This window comes from Phyllobacterium sp. 628, from assembly GCF_014189505.1.
In the GTDB taxonomy this organism is placed as follows: domain Bacteria; phylum Pseudomonadota; class Alphaproteobacteria; order Rhizobiales; family Rhizobiaceae; genus Phyllobacterium.
Genome location: NZ_CP050301.1, coordinates 171,134 through 184,887, shown reverse-complemented (window position 1 = coordinate 184,887; position 13,754 = coordinate 171,134). Strand labels below are relative to the sequence as shown.

The following is a 13,754-nucleotide window of genomic DNA, read 5'->3' as shown; positions in this document are numbered from 1 at the left end:
TAATGGCTCTGGACAAAATGCCCGTTGTAGCGGCAAAAGGTGGGATCATGAGTGAAACCAGTCCTTCTATCCCGCCTGATGGTGGCCTTGCCGGTGAACTGACACGCTTCGGCCATCAGCTGTTGGCTCGCGTCTATTATGCGGACACGGATTTCTCCGGCATTGTTTATCACGGACGTTATCTGGAATTTCTTGAGCGTGGCCGCACGGACTATCTGCGCCTGCTCGGTGTGCACCATTCGGAACTTGCCGATGGCAAGCATGGCGAAAGTATTGTCTGGGTCGTGCGGCGTATGGAAATCGATTTCAAGGGCGCGGCGCGGATTGATGACGTGCTGACGATTGAAACCCGCACGGCTGATATCTCCGGTGCCCGGGTAAGGATGGCCCAGACGATTAAACGCGGTAACGATCTGTTGATCGCAGCAACTGTCGAGGCGGCGCTGATCAACAGCGCGGGGCGGCCACGCCGCTTTCCGGCCGAATGGATCAAGCTTTTTCAGCCGGAAAACGGCATTCAGCCCGCATAAAGTGTGCGATGCGGCTGAATCATAACTGATCCTTAACCATAACAAACCATGAATAAGGCAATGAAACGGGGCGTTTCGCGTTAACGCCTTCGTTTTACCAAAATTAACCGTGAGAAGCCGCGGTATGAATACTGGAAAATATCCGGTCTTTGAACGTGGCTCTCGGAATTTAGTCAGCAGAAGTGGATGCCGGTCAGGCGTTCGGCCGGGTTCCAAAGAAATAAATTGGCGCGTGGCCGTATTGCCGAACCACTTATACTTCGGTCGACCATGCACGGGTATGAGAGACGATTGCAGCCCGGTTGAAATACCGGGTTTTCGGATTCGAGGGTAGTGGATATGGAAAATTTAGCGGTTGCTGTTCAGACATCGGACGTTTCCCTCTGGGGATTGTTCTGGCAGGCCGGATTTATCGTCAAGCTTGTCATGATAGGCCTCCTGGGTGCCTCCATCTGGACCTGGGCGATCATCATCGACAAAGTGCTCGGTTATGGCCGCGCCAAGCGGGCTTTTGATCGTTTTGAGCAAATCTTCTGGTCCGGCCAGTCGCTGGAAGAGCTTTACCGCAACCTTGGCGACAAGCGCACAACCGGCATGGGTTCGATTTTCATCGCTGCGATGCGCGAATGGAAAAAGTCCTTTGAGAAGGGCGCCCGCTCTCCCATCGCCCTGCAGATGCGTATCGACAAGGCCATGGACGTCGCCCTGTCGCGCGAAAGTGACATTCTGGCGGCCCGTCTCGGGTTTCTGGCAACCATTGGTTCGGCTGGTCCCTTCATCGGCCTATTCGGTACGGTCATCGGTATCATGACTTCGTTCATGGGTATTGCCGGTTCCAAATCCACCAGCCTTGCAGTTGTCGCTCCCGGTATTGCCGAGGCGCTTCTGGCAACGGCCATTGGTCTGGTTGCCGCTATCCCTGCCGTTATCGCCTACAACAAACTGTCAAGTGATGCAGGCAAACTGACGGCACGCATGGAAGGTTTTGCGGACGAGTTCTCCGCCATACTCTCGCGGCAAATCGATGAGAAGCTGGCGCCGCGTGCTTAAGCAACTGATTTTAAAAGTGCAGGATTAAGTGCCATGGGCATGTCTGTTGGTAACAAAGGTTCAGGTGGGCGCGGCCGTCGCGGGCGCAACAGCAAGGCGTTGATGAGTGAAATCAACGTGACGCCGCTGGTCGACGTGATGCTCGTGCTGCTGATCATTTTCATGGTGACTGCGCCGATGATGACGGTTGGCGTGCCTATTACAATGCCGGACTCACAGGCAAAATCGTTAAACAGCGAAACCAATCCGATTTACATAACGATCAACCCGAAGGGACAGGTCTTCCTGCAGGAAACCGAGATTCCGATTGAGGAAATCGTTCCAAAACTCCAGGCAATTGCCAAGACCGGCTATGAAGAGCGCATCTTTGTCAAAGGCGACAAGAATGCCGATTATGGTACGATCATGAAGGTCATGGGCCGCATCTCCGGCTCCGGTTTCAAGAATATCGGCCTTGTCAGTTTGCCAGAGGGTAACTGATCGATTATGCGGGCCAGCGTTACATCCTCCGCCATTATCCATGCCGTTTTGCTCGGCTGGGGGCTGTTGACCTTTTCTTCGCCAACGCCAATGGACTTGGCGAATTCTGAATCGTTGCCGATTGAGATTGTTTCTGACACAAGCCAGATGGTTCAGGGTGATAAGAAAGCACCAAAGTCGGAGAAACCAGCACCTAAGCCCACGGAAAAGCCGCAGACCAAGCCAGATGCCGTGAATATTGGTGACGCTGAAACTGACGTCGAATCAAAACCCATACCCGCAACAAAACCTAAGATTGTAGAAGCGGCGGAAGCGCCAAAGCAATCAGAAATTCCTGTTACCAAGCCAGATCCAAAACCAGAGATTCAACCGGAAACAAAACCCGTTCCGACCCCTGCGACGGAAATTGCGCCGGAAGCAAAACCGAAACAGGAAGTGAAACCGGATCCGATCATGACGGCTATCAATAATGATTCCAAGCCTGCGCCCACACCCGACGCCCCAAAGGTAGAGCCAACACCGCAGGCGGAAAAACCAGCCGAGGAAGCGTTCAAGTTGCCGCAGAATGTCGCAAAGCCCGAGGACAAACCGAAACCCGCTCCAGCTCAGACTGCGACGACCCCAGAGCGCAAGGAATCCAAGGAAACGCCGAAACCAACGAAGACCGCTCCAACTCCCTCAAAAGAGAAGAACGGTATTGCTGAAGAAGCCCAAGCCTTGCTCAATCGAGAAAAAGCTTCCGGTGGCGGTCAAAAGCGCTCAACTGACCAAACATCTCTTGGAGCAAAAACGACGACTGGCGCTGGAAAGCTCAGTCAGAGCGAAATGGATGCCCTGCGCGGGCAAATATCTAAATTCTACAACCCGCCAGTTGGCATCGAAGATATAGCCAATCCAATCGTAACAATTGTCATGAAACTCAACCAGTCAGGCATGATTGTCGGTGATCCCGTGATCGAGGCGAGTGCCGGAGGTTCTGGTGTTGGTCGTGTGTTAACCGAAGCTGCCCGGCGTGCGATCCTAAGGGCGCAACCCTTTAATCTGCCTGCTGATAAGTATGATGGAAGCGACGGTTGGAATGAAGTTAGAATGAATTTTGATCCGAGAGATCTGTGATGATCTTGATCGCCCAGCCAAATGAGGGCCAAAAACCAATGATGAAAATGCTCCGAAACTTCTTCGCCACTTTTGCGGCGCTGATAGCCATAGTAGCACTAGCAACTGTTCCTGCTCGAGCGCTTATCACGCTCGATATTAACAAGGGCAATGTGGAACCTCTTCCGATCGCTATCACGGATTTCCTTTCGGGAGATCAACTTGGTGCAAACATTAGCAGTGTGATAGCAGCCGACCTTGAGCGGTCCGGTCTTTTTGCGCCTATCGACAAAGGTGCGTTCATCGAAAAGATTTCCAATCCAGACGCTGCCCCGCGGTTTGAAGACTGGAAGGTCATCAATGCGCAGGCTCTTGTCACAGGGCGTGTCACCAAGCAGCCGGATGGCCGTTTGAAGGCTGAGTTCCGCTTGTGGGATACATTTGCCGGTCAGCAGCTGGATGGTCAGCAATTCTTTACGTCGCCTGAAAGCTGGCGCCGCGTTGCCCACATTATTGCCGACTCGATTTATCAGCGCCTGACTGGTGAAAAAGGCTACTTCGACACCCGCGTGGTGTTTGTTGATGAATCCGGATCGCGGGAAAAACGCATCAAGCGGCTTGCGATCATGGATCAGGATGGTGCCAACCTGCGTTATCTGACCGATGGCAAATACATCGTGCTGACCCCGCGGTTTTCGCCGAACAAGCAGGAAGTCACCTACATGTCGTTTGAGGGAAACAAGCCGCAGGTTTATCTGCTGCAGCTTGAAACCGGTCAGCGTGAACTGGTGGGCAATTTCCCCAACATGACGATTGCGCCACGCTTCTCGGCTGACGGGCAAAAGGTGGTTATGAGCCTGCTGCAGGAAGATGGCAGCGCGAATATCTACACGATGGATCTGCGCAGCCGCACCACCACGCGTCTGACCAGCACAAGCGCGATTGATACTGGCGCTTCCTATTCGCCCGATGGCAGTCAGGTTGTGTTTGAATCGGATCGCGGCGGACGTCCGCAGGTCTACAAGATGGGTGCTGATGGCTCCAACCCGCAGCGTATTTCGTTTGGTGATGGTTCCTACTCAACGCCGGTTTGGTCGCCGCGCGGCGATCTTGTCGCCTTTACCAAACAATCCGGCGGTCAGTTTTCCATTGGCGTGATGAAGACGGATGGCTCGGGCGAACGCATCCTGACCAGTGGCTATCATGATGAAGGCCCGACTTGGGCGCCCAATGGCCGCGTGCTGATGTTCTATCGCTTCCCCCCCCGGCTCCAACAGCCCGCATCTGTTCACGATTGACCTGACTGGCCGCAACCTGCGCCAGATCCAGACGCCGAACCTGGCATCCGATCCGGCCTGGTCACCACTTCTTGAATGATCAAATCCTGATTGATTGCTGATTTATGCCCATTCGCGGCGGTGTTACCCCAACACCGCCGCGAATGCCGTTTTTCCGCCGCATTGTTTGCATTAAGGATGCAGGACATTCGCATTTTCGCTGTTAATCCTGGTGTTAAGAGTGGATTAACCCTGTTTCTTGAACTCGCCTTAACCTCGATATGGTTACTGCTTGTTCACCGAAACAATTCAATTCTTAAGGAGTCCAGGCTATGCGCCGCTTCGAAATGATCGCTCGCAGTCCAGTTGTCGTCGCACTCTTCATGGCTCTCGCTATTGCGGGCTGCGCGAAGAAACCTATCAACAGTGCCGGTGATCTTGGCCTGAATGGTGCCGGCAGTGCCCGCCCAGGTTCGACACAGGATTTCACTGTAAATGTTGGCGATCGTATTTTCTTCGACGTTGACTCCTCCGTTATCCGTGCTGATGCCCAGCAGACGCTTGGCAAGCAGGCTCAGTGGTTGCAGCGTTATCCTAACTACGCCATCACTGTTGAAGGCCATGCGGACGAACGCGGTACACGCGAATACAATCTGGCCCTCGGCCAGCGCCGTGCCGCTGCCACCCGCAACTTCCTCGCTTCGCGCGGTCTTCCGGCTTCCCGCATCAAGACCATCTCCTATGGTAACGAGCGTCCGGTTGCAGTCTGCGACGCTGATTCCTGCTGGTCGCAGAACCGCCGTGCAGTCACCGTTCTTGGTGGTGCTGGCAGCTAAGCTCCCAGAGCTTGAAAGACTTCGGAAAAGCGGCCTTCGGGCCGCTTTTTTTGTCTTATTCGGCATCGCAACAAAATTTGGCCGAAGTCGCGTTGCTCGTGGTAGATAGATTTGCCGCAAATCATTGCGGTGTTTAAATTCCCATATCAGGGGCGGTAAAGGAATGAACAAACGACTGAAGAGAATGGTTGTGGCTATGGCGGTGCTGCCTTTTCTGGCGACCGGCGTTAGCCATGCCTCAAACTTTGATGGCAGCTTTTTCCCGTCTGCGCCAAAGGCAAGCGTTGGAAATGGTGATGCGCCCATCCAGATGGCACAGGCAGGCGATCCGCGTGTCAGTCAGCTGGAAGAGCAGATCAGACAGCTGACCGGCAAGATCGAAGACCTTAACTTCCAGTTGCTGCAAATGCAGGAGCAGATGCGCAAGGTTCAAGAAGACAACGAGTTCCGTTTTCAGGAACTGGAAAAGAAGGGCAGCGGCAAGAAGACCGATGCAGGCGGCAAGGGTGATCGTACCATTGCCGATGCTGCGCCATCGCGGCCAACAACAGCGGAGGCATCGTCAGATGCCTCCCCTTACCCGCCAATGCCGCCGCAGACATCTCCCGACAGCACCGATTCCGCTGCTTTTGACCCTCAGGCCCACGCTCCCGCTAACACGCGCACCGGTGAACCGCCGCGCGAACTCGGGCAGATCGAGTTTGATGCCAATGGCAACGTAATCGGTGGGTCGAAGAATGACAGCCCGGCACCGGCGGCCAATCCCAACCTTGCATCGCTGCCGCAAACGGATGATCCGAATGTGCTGTACAGCCAGGCCTATCAGCTGTTTCTCTCGGGCGATTATCGTAATGCCGAAGCGGCCTTTCGCAGCCATATCGAGCGCTTCCCGAAAGACCCTTCAAGTCCGGACGCGCGGTACTGGCTGGGTGAATCGCTCTATGGGCAGGAGCGCTATCAGGACGCAGCGTCCGTCTTTATCGATAATCACAAGCAATTTCCCGATTCCAAGAAGAGTCCTGAAAATCTGTTGAAGCTCGGCATGACATTGGCAAAAATGCAGGACCATGATGTGGCCTGCGCGACCTTTGCAACGGTGGGCACACGCTATCCCAATCTATCGACCGCCCTTAAAGAGCGGGTAAAGAATGAACGTGCTGTCAATAAATGCTGATCGTAATATCGATCCTGCCCAGCTTTTCGGTTCAATCAATTTCGATGGGCTGACGGGCATTATTGCTGCCGTTTCGGGCGGTAGTGATTCCCTTGCATTGCTGTATCTTCTGGAAGATCTGCGCCGGAAGAGCCTGTCTTTTCCGCGTATCATCGCCGTGACAATCGATCATCAGCTACGGCCAGAATCAGGTGAGGAAGCTTCCTATGTGGCGGCGCTGTGCAAAGCGGCAGGGCTGGAACACCGGATTTTGAGCTGGAGGGGACCAAAGCCCATGTCCGGCACTTCCGCCAAGGCCCGGGATGTGCGGTATGAACTGCTGCGTCAGGCTGCGCGCGAGGCGGGAACCACGATGATCCTGACCGGCCACACGCAGGATGATCAGAACGAAACATTCATGATGCGCGCGGCCCGGGGAGGCGAGCGTGGACTGGCCGTTATGGCGCCTGTAGCGCTGCTGGAGCGGGAAACCTGGCTTGTGCGGCCGCTGCTCGGCGTTCGGCGTGAGCGCCTGCGCCAGTACCTGCGCGGCAGACATGTTGCGTGGCGGGAAGATCCATCCAATACCAATCCCAAATACGAGCGCGTCCGGGTTAGAAATGATCTGCAAACGCAGAGTGGTGATGACATTCAAGCGCTCATTGCCGAAAAAAGCAGCAAAGCGGCGAACGATCAATCAAGAGGCCGCGCAACTTCTAGAAGGCCAGGTCACTGTCTTTGACGGCATTCGTACGGTGATCAATCCGCTCGGCATGGAGGCTTATTCGCAAGATGCCCGGTGTCTGGCAATGGGAGTTCTGCTCGTTGCATTGGGCGGCCAGACTTTTTTGCCGCCCAGTGATGATTGCGATAAGGCTCTGGTCCACATCTGCGGGCAAGGTGCTACGGGGCGCATGAACCTCAGTCGCTGCATTATTCAGCGGAGCACATCAACTGCGATGATTTACCGCGAAATGCGCTCGCTGCCTGATGTAATGGTCGCTGCGGGCGAAGAAATCATCTGGGATGGCCGCTACACCATTGTTAATGGACGGGAAAATGCGATCCGTATTTCGGCATGTGGTGATGATGGCCTATCGGTCTTGCAGAGTGCAGGACTGGAAAATATCCACCGTGCCTCGGTTAAATCCAGCCCGGCTTTGTGGTTGCAGGATGTGATCATAGGTATACCGGCGATCAAGGATCACGCGAAAGTGCCTGCCGGAATTCAGGTGACACGGCATGTTGCGCTGTTCGACCACATCCTTTCGGAGTATGAACAAGTGCTCGCTGCCAGCGTGGCAAAACTATTTGGTTTGCAGGGTTACAAGCGATTTCCTGTAAACCAGATTCACAAGAATTGACCTCAGTTTGATTGCCAGCCTTGGCAAGGCCATGCTTCGAACCTATGTTACGTGTAAATTCCGCGTCCTTGCGGTTGTGATTGATGGGACCCGATAATGAATCCTAACTACCGGAACTTCGCACTGTGGGCGATTATCGCTTTGCTTCTGATTGCGTTGTTCAATCTTTTCCAAAGCCCTTCCCAGCGCTCGGCATCGAGTGATGTTCCCTATTCGACGTTCATCAGTGACGTGAATAGCGGTCGCGTGAAATCGGTGACGATCGCCGGTAACCGCATCACCGGTACCTATGCCGACAACAATACCAGTTTCCAGACCTACTCGCCCGGCGATGTCGGTCTGGTCAGCCGTCTTGAGGCCAAGAATGTTCAGATCGCTGCGCGGCCTGAATCCGATGGCTCGACGTCGATTGTAGGAATGCTGATTTCCTGGCTGCCAATGATCCTTATTCTGGGTGTGTGGATTTTCTTCATGCGCCAGATGCAAGGCGGTTCGCGCGGCGCCATGGGCTTTGGTAAATCCAAGGCCAAGCTTCTGACGGAAGCGCATGGCCGTGTGACATTCCAGGACGTCGCCGGTGTTGACGAAGCCAAGGAAGATCTTGAAGAAATCGTTGAGTTCCTGCGCGATGCGCAGAAATTCCAGCGCCTCGGTGGACGTATTCCGCGCGGTGTGCTGCTCGTCGGTCCTCCCGGTACCGGTAAGACGCTGCTTGCACGTGCTATTGCCGGCGAAGCCAATGTACCATTCTTCACCATCTCCGGTTCTGATTTCGTGGAAATGTTTGTGGGTGTGGGCGCTTCCCGTGTTCGTGACATGTTCGAACAGGCGAAGAAAAATGCGCCCTGCATTATTTTCATCGACGAAATTGATGCGGTTGGCCGTCATCGTGGCGCCGGTCTCGGCGGTGGTAACGACGAACGCGAGCAGACCCTCAACCAGTTGCTGGTCGAAATGGACGGCTTTGAAGCCAATGAAGGCGTGATCCTGATTGCCGCTACCAACCGTCCTGATGTGCTTGATCCTGCTCTGCTACGTCCGGGTCGTTTCGACCGTCAGGTTGTCGTGCCAAATCCGGATGTTTCCGGCCGCGAGAAGATCCTGAAGGTTCATGCCCGCAATGTTCCGCTCGCACCGAATGTCGATCTGAAAGTTCTGGCTCGCGGTACGCCCGGTTTCTCCGGTGCGGACCTGATGAACCTTGTCAACGAAGCCGCCCTGATGGCAGCGCGCCGCAACAAGCGCCTTGTCACGATGCTGGAATTCGAAGACGCCAAGGACAAGATCATGATGGGTGCCGAGCGCCGCTCGACAGCCATGACGCAGGCAGAAAAAGAACTGACTGCGTATCATGAAGCGGGGCATGCGATCGTTGCACTGAATGTTGCAATGGCCGATCCTCTGCACAAGGCAACCATTATTCCGCGCGGCCGTGCACTTGGCATGGTTATGCAGTTGCCGGAAGGCGACCGTTATTCCATGAGTTACAAGTGGATGATCTCGCGCCTTGCAATCATGATGGGCGGGCGTATCGCCGAAGAGCTGAAGTTCGGCAAGGAGAACATCACCTCCGGTGCGTCGTCCGATATCGAACAGGCGACCAAGCTTGCGCGTGCAATGGTTACGCGTTGGGGCTTCTCGGACAAACTCGGTCAGGTGGCTTATGGCGAGAATCAGGAAGAAGTTTTCCTTGGTCACTCCGTCGCCCGTACCCAGAATGTGTCCGAAGAAACAGCGCAACTGATTGATGCGGAAGTGCGCAAGTTGATTGACGATGCTTACACCCATGCGCGTTCCATTCTGACGAAAAAGAAGAAGGAATGGATCGCAATCGCGGAAGGCTTGCTCGAATACGAGACGCTGACCGGCGAAGAGATCAAGGCGCTGATGATCGGCAACAAGCCTGCCCGCGACCTTGGCGATGACACGCCTCCGTCACGCGGTTCGGCCGTACCGAAGGCCGGATCCGCCAAGAAGCGCAAGGGCGATGAGCCGGACAAGGGCCTTGAGCCACAGCCGCAGTCGTAATTGAAGCTCGATATGCAAAGCAACGGCCGGTAATCACCGGCCGTTTTTGCACCAATTGTTCATGCATTGAATGATAGTATAATTCCCACATAATTTGTGAGATGCGCAATTTAAGGTCTTCTGCAATAAGCGTGAAGATCAAGCACAAGCAAAGCAGGGCCGAAGTCTGATATGGTCAGGCACGAGCGGCCGGAAGAACCTGGATAGAATAATATGGCTCGAAAATATTTCGGCACAGATGGTATTCGCGGCAAAGCCAATGCTTACCCGATGACCCCTGACATTACGATGAAGGTCGGTATGGCTGTCGGTCTTGCCTTCAAACGTGGCAATCACCGCAACCGTGTTGTGATCGGCAAGGATACGCGCCTTTCCGGCTATATGATTGAGAACGCACTGGTCGCCGGATTCACCTCAACCGGTATGGATGTCTTCCTGCTTGGACCAATTCCCACGCCAGCTGTCGCCATGCTCTGCCGGTCGCTGCGCGCTGACATTGGCGTAATGATATCGGCATCGCACAATCCTTATCATGACAATGGTATCAAGCTTTTCGGCCCGGATGGTTTCAAGCTTTCCGACGATCTCGAGCTTGAGATCGAGAAAATGATGGACGAGGACCTATCCGGCCGTTTGTCCACCTCCGAGGATCTCGGACGGGCAAAGCGCGTTGATGGCGATATTTATCGCTATATCGAGTTTGCCAAGCGGACAATGCCGAAAAACATCTCTCTTTCAGGGCTGCGGATCGTTGTCGATTGCGCCAATGGTGCGGCTTATAAGGTTGCGCCGGCAGCTCTTTGGGAACTGGGCGCCGATGTCATTACGATCAATGACAAACCAAACGGCACAAATATCAATGAGGATTGCGGCTCCACCCATCCGTTGAGCCTGATTAAAAAGGTTCATGAGGTTCGGGCCGATATCGGCATTGCGCTGGACGGTGATGCCGACCGCGTGTTGATTGTCGATGAAAAGGGCTCGATCATTGACGGTGATCAACTCATGGCCGTGATCGCTCAGTCTTGGCAGGAATCGGACCGGCTTGTGGGTGGCGGCGTCGTTGCGACTGTTATGTCCAACCTTGGTTTCGAACGGTTTCTCGGGGATCGCGGACTGACTTTGGCCCGCACCAATGTTGGTGACCGTTACGTCGTTGAACATATGCGCAATTACGGTTTCAACATTGGTGGCGAGCAGTCCGGTCACATCGTGCTGTCGGATTATTCCACGACCGGTGACGGGCTGGTGTCTGCGCTGCAGATTTTGGCTGTCGTGCAGGAGCAGGGGAAGCCCGTGAGCGAGGTCTGCCGCAAGTTTGAACCAGTACCGCAGGTTCTCAAGAACATCCGCACCACAGGCGGTGAACCGCTTGAGGACACGAAAGTCAAAACGGCGATTGATGATGCGCGTGGCCGCCTTGGCAAATCCGGACGGCTAGTCATTCGTCCTTCGGGGACGGAACCCTTGATCCGTGTCATGGCCGAGGGTGACGATAGCCAGTTGGTCGATACGGTGGTCAATGATATTATCTCAGTGATTTCGTCGGTCAAATCAGCCGCGTAATAATCCAACGCACCGTTTGAATTGAATGGGCCCTTTTGGGCCCATTTGCATTTCTGCAACACAAGCGGCGATTCCGAATCCATTAACGTTAATAGGTATGGTGAACAAACACGGTTAAGCGGGATTTAACTTTTTCCCTCCATATTCCCAGCCAGAACTTTAGTAGCAACCGCTGCGTTTCGATTTTTGGGCCTGACGAGGGATATGAAATGGGCATTTTCAACAAATATGCTGCGCTGAGTGCAGCTCTACTGTGCCTGGGGGCAGTCCCGGTTCACGCCGCAGATCTTCAGGAAGCACCAGTCGTAGAAGTCCAGCAGTTTGGCGGATGGTATCTGCGCGGCGATATCGGCATGAGCAATCAGCGCCTCGATAAGCTGGATTATTTTGATTTCGCTACACCAGAGGTTTTTGGATGGCACGACAAGGGTGATTTCGACTCGGGTATCACCGGCCAGATCGGTATTGGTTATCAGTTCAACGATTGGCTGCGTGCAGACGTGACCGGCCAGTACCGCGGTAAGACAGAATTCAGCGCGCTCGACTACTATTCCAATCCGAGCAATCCAAGTAACGGATCAGGTACAAACGAGTACCATGCCAAGAAGTCGGAATGGTTGTTCCTTGCCAACGCTTATGCCGATCTTGGTACCTTTAGCGGTATCACACCTTATCTCGGCGCTGGTATTGGCGCGTCGCGCAACACCATTTCAAATTTCACCGATGACAACGTTCTCAACAATGGCGGCGGCTATGCCGGCAGTGCGTCAAAATGGAATCTGGCTTGGGCGTTGCATGCCGGTGTCGGTATCAAGGCGACTGACCGCATGACGATCGATCTCGGGTACAGCTATGTCGATCTTGGTGACGCTGAAACAGGTCCCGCTTACAATTTGAACGGCACAACGCGCAATCAGCCGTTCAAATTCAAAGACATCACGTCGCATGATTTCAAGGTCGGCGTTCGCTACGCCTTCTAATTGAAATATCGTGGTTTTCTGGAACGGCGGGAGCAAGGCTTCCGCCGTTTTTGTTTGGGTATAATCCCGACAACGCCACAGATTTCATGTCGCGCTCAAACAAATTTCTTGACTGTGAACGACATTTCTCCTAGTTCCCGGAGTGGGCCACCTCTCCCCAACGAGAGGCGTGCTATCTGTGAGGATAGGAGAAAACATGACGACGCTATTGAAGCCGGCGCAGCGCCCGGCTAACCCGAATTTTTCATCAGGTCCCTGTGCCAAACGCCCCGGATGGTCGCTTCAAGCGCTTTCCGATGCATCGCTTGGCCGTTCGCATCGTGCCAAGGTTGGCAAGACGAAGCTGAAACAGGCGATTGATCTTACCCGTGAAATTCTGCAAGTCCCTGCCGATTATCGCATCGGTATCGTACCTGCATCCGATACTGGCGCCGTCGAAATGGCCCTGTGGTCACTGCTCGGCGAGCGCGGTGTCGATATGGTTGCCTGGGAAAGCTTTGGCTCTGGCTGGGTCACCGATGTGATCAAGCAGCTGAAGCTGAGCGATGCACGGACCATCGAAGCCGGTTATGGCGAACTGCCTGATCTTTCCAAGGTCGATTTCGACCGTGATGTTGTCTTCACCTGGAATGGTACAACCTCCGGCGTGCGTGTTCCCAACGGTGATTTTATTCCGGCTGACCGCAAGGGTCTGACCATTTGCGATGCAACGTCTGCCGCATTCGCGCAGTGGCTCGATTTCGACAAGCTGGATGTGGTGACCTTTTCTTGGCAGAAAGTGCTGGGCGGCGAGGGTGCCCATGGCATGCTGATCCTCAGCCCGCGTGCTGTTGAGCGGCTCGAAACCTATAAGCCAGCCTGGCCTTTGCCGAAGATTTTCCGCCTGACTTCTGGCGGCAAGCTGATTGAGGGCATCTTCTCCGGTGAAACGATCAACACGCCATCGATGCTTTGCGTCGAGGATTACATTGATGCGCTGAACTGGGCAAAATCGCTCGGCGGTCTTGATGGCCTTGTTGGCCGCGCCGACAGCAATTTTGCTGCGCTGAATGCCTTTGTCGAACGCACGCCATGGATCGGCAACTTGGCAAAGGTGGCGGAAACCCGCTCCAATACGTCGGTATGCCTGACCATTGTTGATCCGGATATCACAGCGCTCGACAAGAATGCGCAGGCCGATTTTGCCAAGAACCTTGTGGCTGTGCTGGAAAAAGAAGGCGTTGCCTATGATATCGGCGCCTACCGCGACGCACCGTCGGGTCTTCGCATCTGGGCCGGTGCTACGGTTGAAACCGCTGATCTGGAAGCGTTGACGCTCTGGCTTGATTGGGCATTCCAGTCGCAAAAGGCTGCCCTGAAACAGGCTGCCTGATTTCTTCGGCCAAATGTGACCGC

12 protein-coding genes and 1 pseudogene are annotated in these 13,754 nt (G+C 54.4%); all 13 read left to right on the top strand.

Features of this window, described 5'->3' with window-relative positions; all coding sequences use genetic code 11:
* The first annotated feature begins 47 nt into the window (after positions 1 to 47).
* Entirely contained in the window at positions 48 to 530 is a 483-nt protein-coding gene (gene ybgC / locus HB779_RS02405; protein ID WP_188344232.1) for a tol-pal system-associated acyl-CoA thioesterase, read from the top strand.
* A 339-nt stretch (positions 531 to 869) separates the two neighbouring features.
* Entirely contained in the window at positions 870 to 1,580 is a 711-nt protein-coding gene (tolQ, locus tag HB779_RS02400) for a protein TolQ (protein WP_188344231.1), read from the top strand.
* Positions 1,581 to 1,613: 33 nt separating this feature from the next.
* Entirely contained in the window at positions 1,614 to 2,060 is a 447-nt protein-coding gene (gene tolR, locus HB779_RS02395) for a protein TolR (RefSeq protein WP_188344230.1), read from the top strand.
* 6 nt (positions 2,061 to 2,066) lie between these two features.
* Positions 2,067 to 3,176 (top strand): cell envelope integrity protein TolA, encoded by a 1,110-nt coding sequence (locus tag HB779_RS02390; RefSeq protein WP_188344229.1) that lies wholly within the window; start codon positions 2,067 to 2,069, stop codon positions 3,174 to 3,176.
* A 41-nt stretch (positions 3,177 to 3,217) separates the two neighbouring features.
* Positions 3,218 to 4,532, top strand: a pseudogene (gene tolB / locus HB779_RS02385) (Tol-Pal system beta propeller repeat protein TolB).
* 232 nt (positions 4,533 to 4,764) lie between these two features.
* Entirely contained in the window at positions 4,765 to 5,268 is a 504-nt protein-coding gene (gene pal, locus HB779_RS02380) for a peptidoglycan-associated lipoprotein Pal (protein ID WP_188344228.1), read from the top strand.
* Positions 5,269 to 5,431: 163 nt separating this feature from the next.
* Positions 5,432 to 6,442 carry a tol-pal system protein YbgF gene (gene ybgF / locus HB779_RS02375; RefSeq protein ID WP_188344227.1) on the top strand — a complete coding sequence of 337 codons (1,011 nt, stop codon included), beginning with the start codon at positions 5,432 to 5,434 and terminating at the stop codon, positions 6,440 to 6,442.
* On the top strand, positions 6,417 to 7,163 hold the full coding sequence (gene tilS / locus HB779_RS02370; RefSeq protein ID WP_188344226.1) for a tRNA lysidine(34) synthetase TilS: 747 nt from the start codon (positions 6,417 to 6,419) through the stop codon (positions 7,161 to 7,163). Before ybgF ends, tilS begins: the two co-directional genes overlap by 26 nt.
* On the top strand, positions 7,066 to 7,785 hold the full coding sequence (locus tag HB779_RS02365) for a hypothetical protein (RefSeq protein WP_188344225.1): 720 nt from the start codon (positions 7,066 to 7,068) through the stop codon (positions 7,783 to 7,785). Before tilS ends, HB779_RS02365 begins: the two co-directional genes overlap by 98 nt.
* A 96-nt stretch (positions 7,786 to 7,881) precedes the next feature.
* Positions 7,882 to 9,813, top strand: coding sequence for an ATP-dependent zinc metalloprotease FtsH (ftsH, locus tag HB779_RS02360; RefSeq protein WP_188344224.1), 1,932 nt, complete (start codon positions 7,882 to 7,884; stop codon positions 9,811 to 9,813).
* Positions 9,814 to 10,026: 213 nt separating this feature from the next.
* On the top strand, positions 10,027 to 11,379 hold the full coding sequence (gene glmM / locus HB779_RS02355; protein ID WP_188344223.1) for a phosphoglucosamine mutase: 1,353 nt from the start codon (positions 10,027 to 10,029) through the stop codon (positions 11,377 to 11,379).
* Between the two features lie 209 nt (positions 11,380 to 11,588).
* A complete protein-coding gene (locus tag HB779_RS02350; RefSeq protein WP_188344222.1) occupies positions 11,589 to 12,359 on the top strand; it encodes an outer membrane protein in 771 nt (256 codons plus the stop codon).
* Positions 12,360 to 12,555: 196 nt separating this feature from the next.
* Positions 12,556 to 13,731 (top strand): phosphoserine transaminase, encoded by a 1,176-nt coding sequence (locus tag HB779_RS02345; RefSeq protein ID WP_188344221.1) that lies wholly within the window; start codon positions 12,556 to 12,558, stop codon positions 13,729 to 13,731.
* Positions 13,732 to 13,754 lie beyond the last annotated feature (23 nt).